This window comes from Endozoicomonas arenosclerae (assembly GCF_001562015.1).
In the GTDB taxonomy this organism is placed as follows: domain Bacteria; phylum Pseudomonadota; class Gammaproteobacteria; order Pseudomonadales; family Endozoicomonadaceae; genus Endozoicomonas_A; species Endozoicomonas_A arenosclerae.
In genome coordinates this window covers 28,112-50,534 of the sequence record NZ_LASA01000080.1, presented here as the reverse complement: position 1 = coordinate 50,534, position 22,423 = coordinate 28,112, and the positions used below count along the sequence as shown (strand labels likewise).

Here is a 22,423-nt window from a genome sequence, read left to right as displayed (position 1 = left end):
AAGTAAATTTCATAACGCTCTGAGATAGCCAAGCATACCTCCTTCAACGTCTTGTCTACTTCATCGCTAAAGACCACTCTTCGATACTTTGCTGGACAGACCAAGTGATACATAAGAACAGTGACATTGTGGGATTTGTGGATGAACCTACTTTTAGCCATCCACAAAATGTAGTCACAAGTTCATGCTGCGGCTAATGCCGCAGAAACGCAGCAAGCTGCGGGGAATATGACCCGTAGAGATTCAAGAGTTGCTTGTCCAGCTTGGTCAGCCGGGCTGCATCTTCAGCTCTTCCTTCGCTCAAGGCAGCCTGTACTTCATTCTTCAAAACCCCTCGAGCTGAACCAAACTGCAGTTTCTGTAATTTGAACAACTCTTTATGATCATGGGTACTTCCAGGCACAGCGACCTCAGCATCTGATACGGGAATCTGGTAATGATTCAGCAATGTCTGGGCATTTCGACTGTCATTGAGATGAGCTTTGAACACCTCCCCTGCCACTTGTTCATCCACATTCCTAAGAGATAGTTCATTCAACAAACGGTGTGGTAGTTCTCTCAGATCCTTAACCATATCTTCAGTGACAGGTTCATAATTCTGATGAATGTTTGATTCATGCTGTTTAATGAAATCTTTCATTTCCAGAATCAGTTCACCACTGTCTGGCTGTGACCGGGCTTCACTCAGTACCTCTTTGGCCACTGCAATGGCAGCACTCTCATACTGATTTCTGGCCTGTTGGAAAGCTCTCTGAACCTCAGGGTTTTCGCCCTCCCCCATTTTGACTTTGGCGAAAACATCGCCAACCTGTCTAAAGATACTGTCTGCCTGGGCCTGGGGACGAGTGGCTCCGGATGTCATAACGCCCGGCCTGGGCTGACTGATCGTTGAAACCTGCCGTTGCTGCAGGGGGATATTACGAGGAGCACGTTGGCTCCTACCTGGAAGTTTTTTCAGTACATTCTTGAGGGACTTTACAGCTCGATTCAGGCGACTACTGTGCCTGACCTCTTCAGTCTCTTTAACTTCAGCAGGTGGAGCATGGGGGTTTATTGATGTGGTCTGTATGCTCGTTGGAAGTTTGCTGCCATCCATTGCCCTGACTCCTTAGTCTGGAATAAATTCCGGTCCCAGTCCCAACTCCCAAAAGAAGACTGTCACCACTTTCATTGATACCAGCATCACCAAAGCCACACAGACGATTGAGCTGGCAAAAAGAAACCCTCTTTCCTCAGGAATCTTCATAAACAGAGGTGTCCCGAGGTAAAGCAACCAGGCTGACCAGCCAATACCCGTCAGAATCAACATCATGGTCAGAGGGATGGAGGGATAAAGGCCACTGATGCCAGTGAGGCAGAGTGGTACCGAAACATAAAAAGAAAAACAGATACAATCCATGTAGCTTCTGCGACTGCCATAGGTTTTTTCCATCCAGTGAATGAAAAAACCCATCATGACAACGGCAGCGAAAATCGCCAGCCAGGAAAAAAATGCCATCAGCAAGGCACTCTCTGCCGAAACTCTGACAGGTGTCACACCCGTTGCCGACCAACCAAAGTAAACTGCGCCAAAAAATGAGCAGATTCCCGGTATCGACGAAAGGATCAGTAAATCTCTCAATGTCGCCAGAGGGGTTGTCCGATCAAACCGGGAACGAATCAGAGACCATTCATTTCTGGGGTTGAATAGCAGACCTGGAATATGGTTCAGTAGCATTAGCAATTAGCCTTTGAAATCCTATTACAAGAATAGCCAAAGGCAGAGCCCATCACCTGTTGCTGATAGTTATTAACATCCTAAATGATGACATATGTAATAGTTTGATAGGTAGAATTTCATATTGCTGGAAGTTCTAAGCAGGAACAGACTAACCCTGTTTTTTTGAGATAGAGATTAACCAGATTCTCTACCTCTTGTTGCCGATACTCCTTATTAATGGTGATACATCAATGGCACTGGATAATACTGATCTGAACGAATACCGCATCGAGCACGATCTGCTGGGTGAAGCCCCTGTACCCCAGGAAGCTTACTATGGCATCCAGACTCAGCGCGCTTTAGAGAATTTCAACATCTCCGGTGTCACGCTGAATCACTTTCCGAACATCCCGAAAGCCCTGGCCATGGTGAAAAAAGCCTGTGCCCTGGCTAACCGTGACCTGGGCATGCTGGATGCAGCCAAGGCTGACGCAATTGCTGACGCCTGTGACGAGATCATGGCAGGCAAACTGCACGAACAGTTTACCGTTGACATGATTCAGGGTGGTGCTGGCACTTCCACCAACATGAATGCCAACGAAGTTATTGCCAACCGCGCACTGGAACTGATGGGTTACCGTCGTGGCCAATATGAGCACCTGCATCCGAACACGCACGTGAACATGGCTCAGTCCACCAATGACGTTTACCCAACCGCTATGCGCCTGGCCATGGTTCTGAAGCACAACGAACTGGTTGTTGCTGCCAAGAGCCTGAAGAATGCCTGCGACGTTAAAGCTGAAGAGTTCAAGGACGTTCTGAAAATGGGTCGTACCCAGCTACAGGATGCTGTACCTATGACTCTGGGCCAGGAATTCCGCGCCTTCTCCACCACCATCGGTGAAGACATTGACCGTATCAAGGATATGGCCAAGCTGCTGTGCGAAGTCAACCTGGGTGGTACAGCCATCGGTACCGGCATCACTGCTGACAACCGTTACGCGCCTCTGGCCGTTAAGTACCTGTCTGAAATCTCCGGTCAGAACATGATCCTGGCAGGCGACCTGGTAGAAGCTACTTCTGACATGGGTGCTTTCGTAATCTTCTCCAGTGCCCTGAAGCGTATGGCTGTTAAGCTGTCCAAGATGAGCAACGATCTGCGTCTGCTGTCTTCTGGTCCACTGTGTGGCTTTAACGACATCAACCTGCCAGAAATGCAGCCTGGTTCTTCCATCATGCCTGGCAAGGTTAACCCGGTTATCCCTGAAGCCATGAGCCAGATCGCTTTCCACGTTATCGGAAACGACATGGTAGTGACCATGGCTTCTGAAGCTGCCCAGCTGCAGCTGAACTACGCTGAGCCAGTACTGGTTTACAAGATTCTGGAATCCATCCAGCAGCTGAGCAACGGTATGTTTATGCTGTCTGATCGTTGCGTGAAAGGCATCACTGCCAACAAAGACATCTGCATGGATTACGTCTACAACTCTGTTGGTCTGGTAACCGCTCTGAACCCATACCTGGGCTACGAAAACTCCAGCCGCATTGCCAAGACAGCCATGAAAACCGGTCGTCGTGTAGTAGACCTGGTTAAAGAAGAAGGCCTGCTGACTGATGAGCAGCTGGCTGAAATCCTGAAGCCAGAAAACATGATCGCGCCACTGGACCTGAGCAGCAAAGTACACTGATAGTAAAATTCAGTCGTATATAATTACTCATGCCATATAAAAGACCGCACCCTTTCAGGTGCGGTTTTTTTATCTGACCGACTCTGATCTCCCCCTCTCTTCAATAAGCTCTCTCCAACTCAAGGATTGTTTTTTGCATTCACCAGAATAAGCACTTCAATCAACTATAATTGCTGGCGTCGAACCCTCCCTGAGGCAGAGCACCCGTATGAAAACTCTTCTTGTTTTTTTCTCATGTTCGATTTCCCTATTTACGTCCCTTTCTACACAAGCATACGACGACCATTTCATACCCGGAGAGCCCGTTGTCCTGGGACTGACTTATCACTGCAATCAAAGTGAAGGACCCTGTCCCGGAACCATGACTCTCAAGTACACCGGGCCTCTTGATTTAAAAAATGCACCGAGAGTCACTCCAGGACCAGGGATAGGCCCCTGCCAACAATCAATGCCACCAGACCATTCTTTTCTCCTTGTCTGTCCGTTTACTATTCTTCCTGACACAGAATCTATCTTAAGTGTCGAGTTTGACACCGATCCTAATGGCTTAAATGAATCCGTTGAGCAAATTGCAACGGTCGAAGACGAAGAAGGCCCTTCAACAGAAACATTTGAGATGCCGCCCCGCCCTAAAATTTCACCCCTCGTTAAAAATCGATATCTGTTCTACAACACATCACTTGCAACCCCAAAAGAAATCATTGCAGGTAATGAGGGACCTTCGTCTGCAGACTGGCTTCAACTGTACTTCTTTGGCAACGACAAAATTCTGTTTCCTGAGACTCAACCTGAGGGGATCACATACTTCCATGATGGGATGATTGCTTTCTTTCTTGATAGTCGAGGCAACCCGGCAGATTACTTGAAGCCAGGAGGTGAGAAAAACGTAACATTCAAAGTGCAACCCTCCGGATCATTCGCACAAATCCCCTTCGTTTACAAATTTCTGGTGATGACTCATCAACCGTCCAACCATCAAGTCCAGAGATTTCCTCTCTATCTGGTTAATACCACCAATATCCCATCAGGGGGAGCAGTAGCTGCGGGTATTGTGGTGGGTGCCATTGAAGGCAGTCATCATTCGAAGGTGAAACAATCCACATGTTCCAGTCTGGAAGTTTGTGAGCCATCCCTTTCAGACCCCACTGATACCAGCCTGAATACTTTCGTCATCATGGGCAGCCCTGATTACAACCGAGACATCAGCTTTGACCTGGTGCCCATGTCGTCCCATCAGGATTCAGCCAAAACGACCTTTCAAATCACTGCAGCCGGCAACGGTGTCTCAATCTCTGGCATAAAATTCAACGATCAATACTTGACCTGCAGTGAAACTCATTCACCCACGGTTTCCTGCACATTACTATCGGATGTCAAAGTTACTGATGTCGTTACTGACGTCTTGACAGCAACGACAGGGTTTACTGGCAATACACAGTTCATGGATATCAAAGTCTCTGTTGAAAAAGGCGGTGCTGACTACCCATTTCTCAGCCAGAGGGTCAATGTTAGCGTCGAGAACGATGCTCTCCCCGGTGGCCCCTATAACAAAACCTGTAAAGAGATTAAGTGGGACAACAATACAGCCACTTTAAGTGCACAGTGTATGAATGACGACAAACAGTGGGTAGAAAGCTCCATAGACTATTTCAACAACTGCTGGCAGGGTGGTGATGACTATGGTTTGCTGACACCTCCCGGACTATCCAATAGCAATGGAACGCTGACTTGCATGGCAAAAAAACCTACGCCTGGCGGCTCCTGGGTATCACATTGCATGAACCCCACGTTTGATGGTGAAACACTATCCGCTTCCTGTCGGGATTCAGACGATGATAAGTATGACCAGAGCAGTGTGAACGTAAACGCTGCATGTCTCCCTAATAACGATGTTCCCTACCCATCGGGCATACCTACTCTCAGTAATTTTAATGGGCACCTGGCCTGTGATTTGCCAAATTTCACTGAAGATATGATAAATAACTGCACATTGAGTAATAAATGGAATGGTATCGATACATTGAATGCAGTTTGCAGTGGAGTACCCTCCAGTTTCAGTGGCGCACAGTATAAACAGTCATGTGTTTATGGCACTCCACTCACAGTGCTGGCGAATAAAAACATAGGTTGTAAGTTCTCGCTTAAATCATCAGCTTCTTCACAGGAGACCAGAATTCGAGTATCACCACCGGTATTTCTCCGCAGGCGTGGGCAATAGAACCCATCACATTTAAAGAAGAAGGGCTATCCTGATTGGGACTCAATGAGATAGCCTTTGTTTACTGCAAGGGACAAAATTTACATTATGCACCTTGCAGTAATCTGTCTGAAAAATTAACTGCCAGAGCCCCTGCAGCCAGAGAATATGATCGCGCAGCTGGATCTAAGCAGTAAGCCTCACTGGCTCCAACGCCTGACAAACGCCTCATAAAAAAAGCTGCCACTCCCCTTGGGGCATACGGCATCCCGCATCCTTTATCGCCTAAAAGCTACCTTTTTGCACGCTTACTCACTTTTAATAAACATTGACAGTAGTTTTACCACTTGGAATGTATAATTTTTTCTATAAGATTGCGTATTCCGTCAGGCGACCAGTAGAAAGCGAAATTTCCTGAACCATTCAAACGTAATTACGACTTGGAAATATCGGACATCGAAAAAGCAAGCTCAGTATACTGAGTTGTAGTGTGCAAGTACCTGTCCACCGGAATCCAGGCAGAGCAGCCCAGTCAGTGTATGTTGTAATCGGGTCAGCTAACAGTTCAAGGAGAGTATGTGTGAAGCACAGCTCCTCCAAGGCATTGTTAAAAACCTCTGCTACACTGAGATCGAATTCCACAGCCGTTAAGCAAGCAAAAAAATGAATGACGTGGTTCTACCTTCGCGAATTTTCTCCTGCCTGACGGCGTTTGATTACTAATCCGTTTACGGCAACTTTTATACAGTTACAGTGGAGTCGTTATGCAGCAACAGGATATGAAGCAGGAACCCACCGTTTTCATCATCGACGATGACGAGGCTGTGCGTGATTCGCTGAAAATGCTGATGAAATCTGTTGGACAGACAGTTGAAGCCTTTTCATCCCCTGCTGAGTTTCTGGAAGTCTACGATGAAAACCGTCCGGGATGTATTGTTCTGGACATTCGTATGCCAGGAATGAGCGGGCTTGAGCTTCAGAGCAAGCTCAATGAAATGCACTGCATTCTGCCTATTATTTTCATTACCGGACACGGTGATGTGCCTATGGCCGTTCAGGCTATCAAGGATGGCGCAATGAACTTTATTCAGAAGCCGTTCCGCGATCAGGAACTTCTGGATCTGATTAACGACGCCTTGAAACTGGACGCACAGCAGCGTCGCGAGCTGCTGGAACACAAGGAGATTCTGCGCCGCCTGTCCACGCTGACAGATCGTGAGCGCGAAGTGCTTCACCATGTTGTTGAAGGTAAAGCCAATAAGGTTATTGCTGCTGACATCAACCTCAGCCAGAGAACCGTTGAAATCCACCGCTCCCGCGTAATGGAAAAAATGGGCACCAAATCCCTGGCTCATCTGGTTCGTCAGGTTATGCAGGTGAAAGAGCACCTTGAAGGCGAATTCAACTTCAAAGTGTAATGACATCAAGCCGGGGCGAGCCTTTCTGGTTTCGCTCCGCAACTACCCCTTCCGACTAAGGGTTGGCACGTTCTCTGATTAGTCCATGGCACGCACGCTCCATCCCCCTTCAATTATCTACTTATTCCTTGCGAAGCCTTGCGCTGCCTTTTAGGTAGTCCCCGTACAACGTCTAGTACATCCCTCCATTCAGCAATTTCAAGTCTAATCCTAAACTCCTATAACGCTATGAGATAGCTAGAGGCAAAGATTCATTTTTTCTTAAGTGCACAGAGTAATTTTTCGCAAATAAAGATTTTATTAATACTTTATTAACGAAGAGCTGAACATTTCAGAAAGATTATCTACCTCAATGCAACTGGATATTTTCTTTCGTTGCCTGATAACGTTCTGTTAGATATAAATTACCTGTATTCATAAATTCAGGTAGTTCTAGCAGAACATGAGCCGCTGCAGAGACTATTACTGCTTTCCCGGGTACGTCGTTTACCTCTTTGGAAGCAGATCCTCTGATCATGCTCAAGTACTGTTATTGAATTGACCATCAAGGCTGCCCCTATGAGTTTGGCAACAAAAGCAACCGTGTATCTACTGGAACAGGATACGAATGTTACCGACACCATCCGTAGCCTATGCGATGAAAAGTCTATGCTGCTGGAGTGCTTCAGCAACAATCGTGAACTGCTGACTGCCATGCAGGGCGTCAATCCCGCTTGCATTATCGCCGCGAATGAAAAAGAAAGTAAGGAAGCCGTACAACTTCTGGAAGCACTAAATGAAGGTGAATACGACATCCCTGTCATCATTCTGGGGCACCACAATGATGTGCATACTGCTGTAGCTGTTATCAAGGCAGGTGCTGTTGACTACATCGAAAAGCCTGTTATCTATGGCCGACTGGCTGAGCACTTCAACCAGGTAATCAATGGGGAGAGAGCTGCCGCTGTCTGAAGTACTTCAGTACACTGAAGACTCTACCCCCCTGACGTATTCAGCCAGCTCATCAAGCAGAGACTGCTGTGAGACAGAAGCCATCCCTCGGGCTTCATCCATAGCCAGCCAGAAATCCCTGAACGTCAGAATACGACTATCTCCGTCTGTTAGACGTTGCTTTCGATAAGACTCCCAGTTTCCTTTCTCGTCATCATCCAGTGATTGTGGATAATGCCGTGCGCGATATCGAAACAGCATTTCATCCAATCGGCTATCATCAAATGCAAAACCCAGATGCGCAAGACCGCCAGGCTCTGAAGATCGAATCACCTGCATTCGCTCTTTGTCTTCTTCAGAAAAGAAGCCTCCCGAATAGAGCATCTGATCCGGATCATGGGTTTCACTCTCGGGAGGAGAAGCAAACACCTGTTGCACCTTGTCCATAACTTCAGGATGTTCAAGTAGCCATTCCCTATGCTTAAGGCAGGTAGCCAGATCGATACCCAACCGTTGCTGATCAGTGGGTCTTAGCACTTTTAAAGGCGCCACCACCGGGCACTTATTGATATGAACCACTTTCAAGGCGATTCTCTCCTGCCCTTCCTGAACAGGCTTGAACAATCTTTCCTGAATCTCTTCAATGGACAAATCCATCAACACTTCGGGAGAAACAGAAAGATCGTAGACAACCACACCATTACGATTGATCGGATGACCTGCCAACGGCATAACTACCGACATGCAATGTCGGTCAGCACCAAACATGCCCGACACATGAACAACAGCCTCTTTCTTAACCAGATTCAACTGCTGTGATACGTCTCGCTTGTTACGAAGGTTCAAGATAAAGTTAAATACCTTGGGCTGTTTTTCCCTGATCAGTCGAGCCAGCGCTATGGTGGCCCTTACATCTGACAGAGCATCATGGGCATCGCCATGATCAATGCCATTCGCCTGGGTCAGATCTTCCAGTCGATAACTGTTAAAACCGTCATCCCTTTTTGGCCAGACAATCCCTTCAGGCCTCAGAGCACCTGTTAACCTCACCAGATCGATCAAGTCCCATCTGCTGTTTCCATTTTGCCACTCGCGAGCATAAGGATCGTAAAAGTTGCGATAAAGGCTGTGTCGAGTCACTTCATCATCAAACCGGATGGTGTTGTAACCCACTGCACAGGTTCCTGGCTGCATTAACTCGGCATGGATCTGACGAATGAACTCAGGTTCCACCATCCCCCTTTCATTCACCACTTGAGGTGAAAGTCCTGTGACAAGACAAGCCATCGGGTGGGCAAGATGATCCTGAGGTAACTGGCAGAAGATATTCAGAGGTTCGCCGATCTCATTGAGCTCAGCATCAGTCCGGATACCTGCAAACTGGCAGGGCCAATCCGTGGAAGGGCTGGTTCCAAAAGTCTCATAATCGTGCCAGTAAAAGCTTCTCAGCATGCTTAATCCTGCCAATTCAGTGAAATCTGCCCTTTCAGGGTTTCAGTAATCCTGATAGTAAATTCATCTTTGGACGTGTCAGGCAGTTCAAACGCAATGACCACCTTATCGGTATAGTGACAGTTAGTGACTTTGCCGGCAAAAGAATCCAGTAAATGTCGCATAGGCTGTTCGCTGGAGTAGTCCAGTTCAGCCCTGCCTGTGGCCATAGCAACACAAAGCGTAACAGGTAAAACTTCACAGGCTGCCTGTACCGAAGCACCATAGGCTCGGACCAAACCGCCTGCACCCAGCTTAATACCACCAAAATAGCGTACCACTACAGCGGCAATTTCCCCGATCTGGCGGTGCTGAAGAACATTCAACATGGGCTTGCCAGCCGTCCCTCCGGGTTCACCGTCGTCATCAAAGCCGATAACGGTATTCCCTTCAGGCGGACCAGCAACAAACGCCAGACAATGATGAGAAGCATCAGGAAATTGTTTTTTCAGTGATTGCTGAAAGGAAAGAGCCTCAGCTCGAGAGGTAACTCTTGACATAAAAGCCAGAAAGCGGCTTCGTTTGACTTCTGTTTCCAGATCAAAAGACGTTCCAGGTAAGAGGTCTGGCACCCGATAACTGCCGGAGGGCTGGCTGGACATTCAATACTCTTGTTGCACTCAGGGCGATGAAAAAGCAGAAGACAATGAACGGCTGTATTTTCTGCTTAACTTATCAGCACTCAGTGAAAGAAAAGTACTCCTTGAGTGCTTCAACCAGATCAATAATATCATGCCCGGCGTTGACAATACTGTAGCCTGAATCAAAAAACTCAGGCCCTACATCAGGCTTGCACCAGTGACAGCGAGCATCAAAGTCAATATAACTTTTTTCTTCATCTCTACCGGGCAACATAATTCTCATACTGTAAACCGCCCCGATCAGAACGGGCACAGTACTGATCATCATCAAACCGTTGCTGCTGATGTTGCCAATACTGCCCATTTCCCTGAGCGTGTTTCTGTTATAAACAGTCAGATAATCATTTAACTGGTGACGCTTGATACTGCGGCGCTCCTTGCCGCGTGGAACCATAGACATAATCTGTATTCCTTTACCGCCCTGTTTGTTAAAAAATTAAACCTGTACTTTGTACAGTTTGCTCTGCTTCAACTCTCTTTGTTTGAGCATTAACTGTTGCTCACCCTCTGTAACCCTCTTTTGCTCTTTGGTAAAGGCATCAAACTGCTGCATTAATGCCCTTTCGACTTCATCTACACAACCCTTGAACTCTTTTTTGACTGGGTGCTGACACAGCTTTATTGCCTGGTCTAACTCAGCCTGCCTGCCCTGGAGTGAAGCAGACTGTTGCTGCAGAGCACTCAAGGCCGTTTTATTCGGTATATAGCCAACCTTAATAGAGAAGTGGCCTGGTGCAAGATCACAATCCATAATAGGCTGCTTGGAGTTCCCAATCAGTGCTCCCCTGCCTCCATTCGTAGATTTTTTTCTCCACCTGAATTTGTCACAGGATTGTTTTGTCGTAGAAGCATCTTTTGGTACTTTCAAACCAATCCCTTTCATTCGCTCGGCGCCCATGCCATTTCCCTTCAGGGACAACTTTAAAGATGGGTCTAAATCAACGCAGTCAGACACTATAGCCAATATTTGTTTCTCCGTGGCTTCGACATCTGTGGTTGATGGATACACTGCAATTTTCATAACAGCATCCATCATATCTCTGTAGGCAGACTGAATGGTTGCTTCAGTCTTCATGGCTTCCTCAGCACCAGACCTTGAACGCAACTTTGTCATACTCCCCTCAAGTTTGTTCATGATCTCCTTGAAGCCCTGTTTGCCTGAGGCCCGATTTCCTAGCCTATCTACAATGGTAAACAGTGCGCCAATTCGACCATGAGCTTCTTGCAATGAGACCATGCTTTCGGCAACCAGCTTCTGATTTGTCTCACTCACCATATCTTTTCCATCCAGCTTGATGCCTTCTCTCTTCAACTGTTCGAAGTAACCGGTGAGACGCTCACGCATCGGCTTTGCATCTGCTTCATCAACCAGGTCCTCCTGATCAATGCCTGGCCTGACAACCCTTCTCTCAACCGATTGGAGGAAACCTTTTACTTCTGACTTCAGCGTGTTGGTCACAACAGGTACTGCTTCAGCAGGGATACCTCTGGCTTGCACTTTTAAACCATTCACCAGTCTGACACCTTCGCCATTCAACCAGCGATGCTCTTCGGCATAGACCTTATCCAAATGGCTATTGGTTCTGGCCTGCATCAGCTGTTCTTCACAGTTCAGGGTGTGATTACTTTTCTCACGATTGGCAATATCAACTGCTACCAGTTCAAGCCATGCATTCTTGCAAGCCCACTGTCGGGTTTTCAGAGTGACCATTTCCTGAAATGCTTCTGGAGTAAAGTCCAAATCAGCCCACTCTTTTTTACCCATCAAAGACAGGGCTGCTATGACCGAGGGAAGGCTCTTTGCAAACCCGCCTTCATCGTCTTTTTTACGCACCGGAATGGTGAGCGTCTGTTCAATGGCCTTTTTTAAAGCCGGTGGAGCCTTTTCAAAGCCTTCGGGCAATAAACGCTCAGATTTGGCCAAAGCTTCATCCAACTCCTTCTTGGCATCCAAAAAGGCAGCTTTTTGTTTATCCGCCCCTTGAATACCCTCGACGGCGTCAAGGTCTACTGCCATGAATACTCTCTGAGCCTTATGCAAGTCCTTACTGTCACGGGTCAGGCGCCCAAGCTGCTGCACGAGGTAATTCTCATTGGCTTCACCCCCGGCTTGCCCGACCAGACCATGGAAAACACCAACGGTAGCACTTCCCTGTGGCATATCTGTACCCACAGACTGCTCTTTGCTTAGATAGCCATCGGTACTCTGACCTCCATTGCGCCTGAGTTTTGTAACAGCTTCCGGAGAAGCAGTAGCGCCCTGTCCATAAACCGGATCGTCCTGGTACTGCATCTGCAAATTCTTGTCATGGTCATAATAAATGACCGACTTCTGAGCACCACCCATGACCAGTCGCTCCTGATTCAATGTCTGACTCATCTGGTGAGCCTTTTCCGTACATTGTTCACCGGACTCAGCTCCGTCAAAGAATATAATCTGTGGCTCAGGACCTACTCTGTGCAAAACATCGGTCAGCAACTTATTCCTGCCCTCAGGGGTGGAGGAATTGAAAAACACAGGCTCAGCCAGAGAGAGGAAATGCCAGAAACGCTGGTTGGTGGTAACAGGGTCTGTTCTGGCTTTGTGGCGAACTTCTTCAGCACTGCCTGAAGCGCTGGCCAAAGCCGCACAGTACAAGGTTCCCAGGGTTGCGGAGAGCAAGTGTCTCGCCTTGCATCCAAACAGAAATTCAGAGTGTTTCAAGTTGATACTTCGAGGGTCTACTTCGAATTCATATCCAAGCCCTGAGATAATAGTCTGAACCGCCTGAGCCACTGAGGTCAGTTCTGCTGCGGAATGAGGCACCATTGCACTGTCAAACTCATCAGCAAAGACCATTGAATTTCTGAGCAAATCAAGACAGTCATCCACTTTAGCCAGCAGCGCCTGTCTGTCTTGTATAACCCCATCAGCGTCCAGCAAAGCCTGCTTTAAATGCATCAGTATCTGGACATCAGTGATTGAGGCGCCAACTGGCACACGTCCTTGGGCCAACAAGGATTTTCTGGAACCAATGGGTGTATCAGCGGGTAATCCCAAAAGGGTATTCTCGACTTCCACCAGTTTGGCTACAGACAGCTCGCAGGGAGCAACAAAACTAGCTTCGAGATTCAATCGACAATAATTCTGCCCCTTACGGGCATAATATTCCCGCAATCCTTTATCCAGTTCAGACTGGTTGGTTTTGGGAGCCATAACAATGACCGATCGATGGGTATCAGGACCCAGCTGGGCAGAAGCATGGTCGGTTAGCGCTAGAAGCAGTGTACTTTTACCGTACCCTGTCCCTTTATGAGACATCATGGCCACTTCATGACCCTTAGCCCACTGGCTGACCCCCTCGAGAGTGACAGCCAGCTCTTCAGCCTGGTCAGGAGACAATACAATGTGATGTCTTCTCTCGAACGATAACAAAGCCAGATTTTTTGTATCCAGCAAGATATTCTCGTAGCTGCTGATTCTGTTATTCAGATTGCTCTGTCGAGAAGCCAGCAGAGCCATATTCAGGTTCCACTCCTGACAGCGTCGAATATACCCATGGGGTTCGTTGACCTGTTCAAAGGCCGCAAAGTCCAGGTCTTCAAGCTCATGCTGAAGCGCCTCAAGACGCTGACCAATCAGGCTGCTCTGTTCCAGATCAATATCCACCAGCATCAGCTGAGACATTCGCTTGATAAAACCGTCAACATCCTCACCACCCGGAGCCAAACCACGCTCAAAGTTACGAACAGCATGATCGAGAAGCTCGCCATCTGAAAAACTTTTCAAGCCGTCTTCAGAGGCATTTCGAATATAAGTAACCAGCCCATTTTCAAGGGCTTTTTTCAGCTGAAGTGTGCGTACACAATGCTTTCTGTTGTTAACGATGACTTTTTCAAAATTGCTCAGCACAGCCTGCCTGTTGCTTTTTAATGTCACTGGGTCAGGCAGTCCATGCGCCCCTGATGATTGCAACTCACAGCCGGAATAGACTGACAGGTTTTTAAATACCTGCTCCTGAAAAGCTTTTTGCTGGACTTCCAGTGTCTTCGTCACACCATGAGCACTTTCATCCAACAGCTCTCTTTTGGCTCTGAGAAACGCATCACTGACATGACCGAAACTGGCGTTTACCGTAAAGCCCGTGAACTGTTGTGGATGAAAGGTTTCCTGATGAGCACCGGTCTTTGGCTTCCTGGATTTTTCCTGAGCTACTTTTCTCAGAACCGGAAGCTCCACTGGCAGGCTTCTGACTCGCCCTTCACAGGGTGTACAGGCAAAGGGTGGTTTCAGTAACTTGCTGTCTACCTCCCGAACAACTTCGTTATAACAAGCATCCAGCTGTTGCAGGGAAACATTGGGTAGCCAGGTTTTAGTCAGCGACTCAAGTTCAAGGACTTCCGGTGGATAATTTCTTCGAGCTCCCGTTGGCTGGGGGCTACCCGCCTTCAGCAAACAGGCCTTGCTTAATAAATTGGCCCGGATTAACTCGGTTCTGGTGTTCTCTCCCCTGATGGGTACAGGGACCAGTTGATTATTGGAACCCAGTTCATACATAAAGCACTGCTGCTCTGTAGGTGTTTTTTGAGCAGCGAGAATAACGGTTTGACCTGAAGCGCTTTTAAGTGGAAGCCAGTCTCGCTTTTTTTCTCTTCCTTCAGCGCTGATCTGGAAAGGAATCTGATAATTCGGATGATCATGCATAAAAGCCGGATCCAGATCAAAGGTTCGTCCATCCAACTGAATGCTCCAGCGCTTGCCATCTTTAGAGTAAAAAACCAATGCTGGCTGACATTGGGCTCCTTCAGACAGTTCTATATACTGATCACCAGTGACCATGCTGGTTTTATGGACAGCAGTTTTACTAAAGCCATTCATAAAACTGTTCATGAGACAGTTCGGGTTCTGGGCCAGAGCACTGCAATTGAAGCCTGCCTGTTCCTGGACATGTTCTGAAACTTGTACCAGAGGAACAGGAGAGCCAGGCTGAAAGCAGGCAATCTCAGCTTCATGAGGGTGTTTTTGACGCTGAAAGTGGACGTCGTGGGTCACCCCTCTCAGCTTTTGTTTTGGAGTCAGCCTCCCTTCTTGCTGCAACAGATCTGAGCATTGTTTATCCAGTTTTTTTCGACGTGTTTCTCTCTCTCTCCCGGTTTTATAATTCTCTTTGTGTTGCTTGACTGCAACGGTCAGAACCAGCGACCCCGGTCTTTTCAGTTCCTTTTGAATGATTTTCAGGACATTGGCCATTGTCGGTGTGGCAGGTAACCCAAACTCATCCCTTATCTCGCTGAGCCCCACCAGGGAGGCATCGGCATAACTGAAATCAACCCAAGGTGTTGCAGTTCCTGACAGTTTTGTCGGCATCGGTTGCTTTACAATACCTTCATGCTTAGCCTGTAAACTGGATACCAGAGTTAATAGCCTGTCACAGATCTCAGGATTCTTGACCATTCGCTCTTCCAGCGTATTGCCAGCAAGAGCTTTATTCCCTCCACCCAATTGTTCATCGAGCTTGGCTTCAAGCTCTGTCTTGCGACCTTCAACCAGCTTCGATAAAAACAGACGACCTTGTTCAGGTACGCTGGTTCTGAGCTTGGGCGGTAAATGTTCAGGGGCCAACCGTTGCAGTGAGTATTCATATTGCTGAAGAGCACGATGCCCTTCGTCAGCCTCCCTGATGGTCGAGACCTTTTTTCTCCAGGACTCATTCAGACGTTCTGAGGCTGACTTTACGATTGCACATACGGCATGGGTATAAAACTCTGTGCCAATATCACCCGGATTCTTCGATAACACGGTTGCTATATTGGTCAGTTCTGAGTCAACTATGGTTTCAGGATCTTCAGGACCTGCCTCCGGATTTTTCTGCTTCAAAGCTTCAAGAGAAGTCGCAAGTTTTGCCACTTGTTCCTGAAAATCATCCTGCTTCTTCTCAAGCATCAAAATATTGCCCCGGGTCAGGGCCTTGGTCATTTCAATCTGTCGTGTGAAGTCATCAGTGATCAGTACTTCTGATGTACTGCCGATTGCCAACTGATAGGCCTGATCAACAGACTCCAGCTCCTTAAGGAAACTCTCATGAAGGGCTTTCATGCCTAATCGAAAATCGGTTTTGCTGGGGATGGGAAGAGCATCAAAAGGGATCAGAGGATTAACTGTCGGCTTCTGCTCCAACTTTGCCTGCTGGGAGGCTACTTCATACCAGGCGGTTTTCATTCGTTGAATCAAGCTGGGTATAGCTAAAGTGCCTGGACCCAAAGAACCGAAAGAGTCATCCTTGATTTCTAAAACTATTGGCCCGATTTCAGTCCACTCGGGCATAATTTCGGTTTTCGATCTTTTAGTGAGATCAAAAGCTTCTTCAGAGGATGGACTGACAAGATCAGAATAAGCCGTTGAATCGACAGACTCCAATCTGGAAAGGCCAGAGGAAGCCGTATCTGACTCATTGCCGGAGTCACTCTGCCTGTCAACCTGAAGCCTTAGCTGGGTTACCGCTTCAGATTCACGCTGCAGGTTGTCATTGGCTACAACCAGTTCTTCGGTTTTTAACTCCAGAGCTCTCTCTTTAACTCGAACAGCCTCTTCCAGTTCCTTTTTTTCGTCTGAGAGAGTTTTGACCCGGAGTTGCTCAGCTTCCAGTTGGCTCTGCACAGTCACTTTGGCCTTGAGAGCTTCTTCTGACTGCTGATCCACTTCTTTCTTTTTCTGTTTTAGCTTTTCCAGCTCGTCCTGCGTTGTATGAAGTTCATCTTTTAATTGACTCGCTTCAGCTGAGAGAGTCTGCTTCTCAAGACCCACAGCCTGAAGCTCTGATAACTTGGACTGCAAATCATTTCGTTCCTGCTCGAGACGACTAATTGCCTCATCAAATTTTCGCTTTTCCTTATCTCGATCGCGCTGCTCTTTCTCAAGACTCTGGGTTAATGTCAGATTGGCAAGCTCTTTCTCTTTCAGTGCAAGAGTATGATCAGACTCTGATTGCCTGACTTGATCAGTTAGAGCTTTCAGCTCTTTCCGCAAACCTTCAACATCATTCTGGAGACGATCAACCTCCTCTTCACGCTCTTTCAGGCCCTCGGATTTCTTCTGCAACAAAAGCCCTTTCGTCTGGCTTTCCAACTCAAGCTCTGCAACTCGGCTATCAACTTCAGTTTTTAAAAGTTTGAGGCTATCCAACTGCTCTTTAAGATCGACAACAACCTTTTCATGTGTACTTGTAAGACGTTCCTTTTCTTCTTTCCAACCTGAAGCTTCCTGTTTATGCCGACTTTCCTGCTGAGCCAGCTCTTTTTCCAGATGACTGCTACGGCTTCGAGCATCCTCAAGCTCTCTTTCATGCCTTCTACCCAGATCATCAATATTACTCTGTAACTGCCTGGCTTCTCTCTCACTGTCCCTCAACTGTTCATCCAGCTCTAAAACTCTTTTATCCAGGGTGTTTTTTTGTTCCTCTGCAGTCTCAGAAAGCCTTTTAAAGTGATCCCTGTCTTCTTCAGCCCGATGAATTTGTTTTTTAAGATCAGTCGCCTCTACTGATCGATCTCTTTTCTCATCTTCAAGCTGCCTTTTCAAAGTCTTCAGCTTGATTTCAGCCTTTTCAAAACTGCCCCGAACCAGTTTCAGCTCTTCTCCTTGCTTTAGGAGGGCAGTATGCGTCTGATCCCTATCCTCTGTGACACTTTTTATCTCTAATTCCAGCAGTCCATAATTGCGGGTCAGATCTCTGAACTGCCCATCCAGCTTCGATGCTTTTGCCTGACTTTCTTCCAGAGCCTCTTTCATGGAAGACCATTGAACTTCAAACTTAAGGCGTTCTTCTTCTGCCTTTGTGGCCCTGCTGGTTAAGCCTGCTTTCGCAAGCTCCCACTCCATTTGCTCTTTTTGCAACTGTTGCTCAAGTGTTCCCTTTTCCTTATTTAACTGATTCACCCTGGCTTCAAGCTGGCTACTGGAAGAACTCGAAGTGTCCTTGAGCAAAGCTAACTCTTCCTGCACAGAAACCAACTGGCTATTTATAAATCCGATTCTTTGCTCTTTTTGTTCGAGCTGAGCGTCTTTATCGGATATCTCAAGCTTTTTCTTCCTGACCTCTTCCCGGGATTCCAGAAGTTGATGATCAAGACGCTTTTTTGTTTCAAGCAGCTCGTCATGCTGGCTTTTTAAATCACCATAAAGTTGATCTTTAGCTTCCTCAATTCTTGCTTTTTCTTTCTCCCAGTCCGCAGAGGAAACTTCTGCTTTCTGCTCCAATGTCTCGACTTGAAGTTTAAAATCATCTCTCTCCCTGGTGAGTCTATCCATCTCAAGGAGATGCTGACTTTCCAGACTTTCTACTCTTATCTGAAGGCTTTGAAGATCTTTTCTTGCCTGATCTCGTTCATGAACCAAAGACTCAGACTCTGACCTAAAGCGATCTCTAGTCTTCCCAACTTCAGAAAGCTGTTCTTCCAGGCCAGACAACCTAGACTGTAAGGTTGCAAGCTGACTTTCCCATTTGGATTTTTCAAGTTCGGTAGTATCACCATCACTTTGAATACGACGTTCAGCTTCTAATAGTTTTTCCCTGGATTCATCTCTTTCTTGCTCAATCTTCTGGACCTTCTCTTCCAGCTCCAGTACTTTATTGTCACTCAATTCCTTTTCAGACGTGAGCTGCTGAATTCGAAGCCCTAGCCTTTCAGCCGAATGCTTTTGCTTATCTACTTGTTGGCTTAGTTCACTAACCTTCTCTTGCTTTTCCTGAGTTCTTTTTTTTGCTTTTGCAATTTCCGTCTTAAAACCCGCTTCAGCTTCTTCAAGCTCATGAATCCGGTCATCTTTTGATTTGATCGAAGATGACAATGAATTTTCCCTAATTTTTGCCTCAGCCAGCTCATCTTCTTTACTGGCTAGCTGATCCTTTAATTGATCAGCTTCCCGCTGGCTAGTCTCAAGCTCTTCACGATATCGTTCTGATGTTTCCTTCAATTTAGGAATGGAATCATCCGCAGCAGCTAAACGCTTTCTCGCTTCTCGCTCTTTTTCTTTTGCTTCATCAAACTTGATTTGTAAATTCTCTGCCTTTGCTTCAGCCTCTTCTAATTTTCTTATATGCTCAACGACTTCTTCTTTCGACGACTGAGTAGCCCTTTGAGCCGAATTCAGTTCTCTACGAAGGTCTTCCAGAGATGATTCAAGTTTATGCTTCTCTTCCTCAAGCCCAGAGTTCTTTACCGTTAACTCATGAACTTTTCTTCTCTCAACAACTAGCTCCTGATCTCTTTGAGAAATATCATCGTCTTTTGAGATAAGATCTTTCTCAAGGCTTGCTATTCTTTCCCTGAGTTCACGTTCAGTGGTCTCCAGTTTTGACTGCAACTCACCGAATTCTCTTTCTTTGGCTCTAAGCTGGATCTGTGTCAGCTTCTCTGACCTTTTGACTTCTTCCATCTCTGACTCTAATCTGACTTTCTCTTCTTGATGTTTTTGCCCTGCCTTTCTGAGTTCTTCTCTGATATGTTTCATCTCAGTCTCATGAGACGAGCTTTCCTCTATTCCATCACTCTGAATACGCTGCAATCTTTGAACTTCTTCTCTTAAAGAGGTCTCCTCTTTCCTGATCTCAGAAAGTTGGCGTTCAGCTATCTCCTTCAAGCTCTTATTTTCATCACGCTCTTTCTTAACTGCCTCTAACTTCCTTTTATAGTCTTCAGCTTCTCCGGCTGAAGACGCTCTGGCTTTTTCCTTAACTCTTATTTGATCTCTGAGTTGTTTCTTCTCTCTTGAATCATTATCACTGGCTTCCGTAAGCTTTTTTTGGAGCTCTTTCACTCTGGCCTCTGAAGTATCTCTCGCTTTTCTGGCCCCACCCAGATCACTTTCAAGCCTTTTGACATTTTTTTCGCTTTCCCCCAACCGGCTTTCGAAATCATCCTTTGCTTCTTTTAACTTTTTAGATTCTTTTCTGACATTCTCTAACTCTCTATCCTTTTGAGACAGCCGGCCTTCCAGATCTTCCTTCAGTTTTTTCGCATCTCTTTCCAGCTTTTCTAAAGACTCATCACGTGCATGAATATCCCCTCTGGCTTCGTCCAACTGCACCTGTAGCTCTGACAGTTCTTTAAGGTCTTCTTCATATCTCTGCTGCAATGTTTCCATTTCAGACTGTTTGGTTGCCAATAGCTCTTCAGCTTTTTCTTTTGCTTTAAGAGCTTCATCCTTTAAAAACCTTTCACTACGAATCTTGCCGTTTAGCTCAATCATTTCTTGCTTCAGACCTTCAATTTCACGGTCGTACTTCTGCCGTTCGAGATGAATTTCTTTTAATGACCTGGCTTTCACCTCAAATTCAGTCTGTTGCTTCTGAAGCGCGTGAGTCTTTTCTTGTAGATCTCTTCTGGAATTTTTTAATTGCTTCTTCAGTTCTGCTTCACGGGCAAGAGCATTTTGATAATCTGTATCAAGGACTGACAACTTCTGCTCTGCTGAAACAGCTCTGCTCTGAACTTCATCAAACTTTCTCTGCAGTTGATCTATTTGAGTCTTATAGATCTTCTCGATACCATTAAGTTGCTCCTCAAGTTGCTGAACTCTATCTTCAGCTTGTCTCTTCTTCTCTGTGACTTCTACATGAGCTATAACCCAACGATCACGGGATTCAGTAAGATCCTTAACCTGCTTTTCAAGCTGCTCCACCCTTGCAGGATCGGTTTGTTTTAATGCTTCAAGCTGCTCATTAAGAGCCTTAACCTCAAGATGCAGTAAACCGTTCTGCCTGAATAAATCACCCACTCGATCTTCAGCATTTTTATAACTCTGCTGAAGCTCTGCCAGCCTGCCCCTTTCATTCTCCAATTCATCTTGAAGTTGCTGGTAGCTATCCAGATATTCCTGCCGAAGTTGCAGTAATTGCTGGTTCTTTTGTTCCAGAACGGAAATAGCTTGCTGACCAAGTTGCTGATGGTTCAGATGTGCCGCCTGAAGTTCCTGCTCTAACCTGTTCTTTTCCAGTAACAGAGAATTGATGTTGACGGCTTGAGCCTGAAGCTGACTTTGCAAATGATCTATCTGCTGACCAGAAGCCATAACCTGAGTCTGGAGCTGGGAAATAGTAAACCCGTTTTCACCCAGCATTCGGGTTTGCTCATTCATCTGGAATTGAAGCTGTCTATTCAAAGCTTCCAGTTCACGCAGCATGCCATCAGAGCCGGCAGCTCCCGCACTCGATAAGCCGGTGGCTCCAGCAGGAGAACCGTTAATGTTAAATATCTGATGTTGCTTCTGACGTAATTGACGATCCCTGTCCTTAAGTTCGTCCTTTAATCCTGCATGCTCTTTCTCAAGCTGACTGAGTCTTTCTGAAAGGCTGTCAGGCACTTTCCCTTCTTTCTGCTTGAGTGCCTCCACCTCTTCCGTTAATTCAGCTAATTGCTTACGAGCCTGCTGCAGTTCGGAACCTAAATCTTCTTTTTCTCTTCTTAGATCTTTTACTTCCTGGTGGGCCCGGGACAACTCCAGGCTTTGAGGTGACAAGACAGGTCCATCAGGAGGTCTGGGAGTAGCAAGAGTAGGCACCAGTGGCGGCATGCCCAGCTTCTCCTGCCTGAATATATCTTCAAGGTCTCGAAATGGATCATCATCGTTGTGAGAATGGGGAGCGGTCGTTTCGGGCTGATGGGGTTCAGGATAAAACTGACAATAAAACTCAGCCAGAGCCAACACCTCCCGATGCATTTTTTCCAGCTTATGCCTTTGCAGCAGCCCTTTTTTCCAGGCTTCCTTCGACTGCCCACTGGCCGTAATCGCATCAGCAACACCCGCCTCCGAGACCTCAATCTGATGAATCATGGATCGGGCCATAGCCAGAGTCATTAAATGTCCGTTACTGCCATTCAGATTATTTTCCAACTGTTGAGAGTTGGTTGGCATTTTAAAGCGCCAGCCTAGCTGGTCATGCAACCTTCTAACTCGCCCAGCCATTTCCTGTTTGGTTTTTCTACTGGCCGTTTCTACTGTTTCGGGGGTAATGCTTTCCCTGAGTCTGAAAAGGGTATGTTCAGGAACTGTGGTGTTCGGATTTGCCGTAGCTCTGCAGAGCATACTGTATGGTTTGGGAATGGAAGGAGCGCCAACGTCAGCATGGGTGATATCCCTGTCGCCAATAGCGGTTGAGATCGGGCGTTCGCCCTGTAGAAGCTTGTTGGGTACCTGAACTGAACCCACACCATTGCTTTTCTGATCCTCAGAAGTTAGAGGACCATGCACTGATGTACTGTTCAGGTGATGGCTTTGGGATGTGCCAATGCCACTGCTTCTGCGATCCATGCGGTCTACAACATCCGTTGAAAAACAACATACTTGCCAAGAAACAGCTTAAATTCTGGCACCGAAGACA

The 22,423-nt window shown here is 46.7% G+C and carries 11 protein-coding genes; 4 read left to right on the top strand and 7 right to left on the bottom strand.

Annotation, left to right across the window (positions count from 1 at the left end; all coding sequences use genetic code 11):
* The 3 genes from WG89_RS29375 to WG89_RS12310 form a co-directional block, all read right to left on the bottom strand.
* On the bottom strand, positions 1 to 161 hold a 161-nt coding region (locus WG89_RS29375; protein ID WP_172806784.1), incomplete at its 3' end, for a transposase.
* A gap of 32 nt (positions 162 to 193) precedes the next feature.
* Positions 194 to 1,096, bottom strand: coding sequence for a hypothetical protein (locus WG89_RS12315; protein WP_062266364.1), 903 nt, complete (start codon positions 1,094 to 1,096; stop codon positions 194 to 196).
* A 12-nt stretch (positions 1,097 to 1,108) separates the two neighbouring features.
* Positions 1,109 to 1,717, bottom strand: coding sequence for a Yip1 family protein (locus tag WG89_RS12310; RefSeq protein ID WP_062266362.1), 609 nt, complete (start codon positions 1,715 to 1,717; stop codon positions 1,109 to 1,111).
* Between the two features lie 233 nt (positions 1,718 to 1,950).
* Here WG89_RS12310 and aspA point away from each other — a divergent pair, with 233 nt between their 5' ends.
* The 4 genes from aspA (at position 1,951) to WG89_RS12290 (ending at position 7,953) form a co-directional block, all read left to right on the top strand.
* The gene (aspA, locus tag WG89_RS12305; RefSeq protein WP_062266360.1) at positions 1,951 to 3,387 is read left to right on the top strand and encodes an aspartate ammonia-lyase; all 1,437 of its coding nucleotides are present in this window, start codon (positions 1,951 to 1,953) and stop codon (positions 3,385 to 3,387) included.
* A 361-nt stretch (positions 3,388 to 3,748) separates the two neighbouring features.
* Positions 3,749 to 5,605 carry a CVNH domain-containing protein gene (locus WG89_RS12300; protein ID WP_153301561.1) on the top strand — a complete coding sequence of 619 codons (1,857 nt, stop codon included), beginning with the start codon at positions 3,749 to 3,751 and terminating at the stop codon, positions 5,603 to 5,605.
* Positions 5,606 to 6,348: 743 nt separating this feature from the next.
* A complete protein-coding gene (locus WG89_RS12295) occupies positions 6,349 to 7,002 on the top strand; it encodes a response regulator transcription factor (protein ID WP_062266355.1) in 654 nt (217 codons plus the stop codon).
* A 558-nt stretch (positions 7,003 to 7,560) separates the two neighbouring features.
* Positions 7,561 to 7,953 carry a response regulator gene (locus WG89_RS12290; RefSeq protein ID WP_062266352.1) on the top strand — a complete coding sequence of 131 codons (393 nt, stop codon included), beginning with the start codon at positions 7,561 to 7,563 and terminating at the stop codon, positions 7,951 to 7,953.
* Positions 7,954 to 7,959: 6 nt separating this feature from the next.
* Here the strand turns inward: WG89_RS12290 and sbcB are convergent, their stop codons facing one another.
* From sbcB to WG89_RS12270, 4 genes are all read right to left on the bottom strand, one after another.
* On the bottom strand, positions 7,960 to 9,384 hold the full coding sequence (sbcB, locus tag WG89_RS12285; protein WP_062266349.1) for an exodeoxyribonuclease I: 1,425 nt from the start codon (positions 9,382 to 9,384) through the stop codon (positions 7,960 to 7,962).
* A 2-nt stretch (positions 9,385 to 9,386) separates the two neighbouring features.
* A complete protein-coding gene (locus WG89_RS12280; RefSeq protein ID WP_062266346.1) occupies positions 9,387 to 10,025 on the bottom strand; it encodes a YigZ family protein in 639 nt (212 codons plus the stop codon).
* Positions 10,026 to 10,098: 73 nt separating this feature from the next.
* The gene (locus WG89_RS12275) at positions 10,099 to 10,464 is read right to left on the bottom strand and encodes a PilZ domain-containing protein (protein WP_062266343.1); all 366 of its coding nucleotides are present in this window, start codon (positions 10,462 to 10,464) and stop codon (positions 10,099 to 10,101) included.
* Between the two features lie 36 nt (positions 10,465 to 10,500).
* Positions 10,501 to 22,353, bottom strand: a complete 11,853-nt coding sequence (locus WG89_RS12270; RefSeq protein WP_062266339.1) for a hypothetical protein — start codon at positions 22,351 to 22,353, stop codon at positions 10,501 to 10,503.
* Positions 22,354 to 22,423 lie beyond the last annotated feature (70 nt).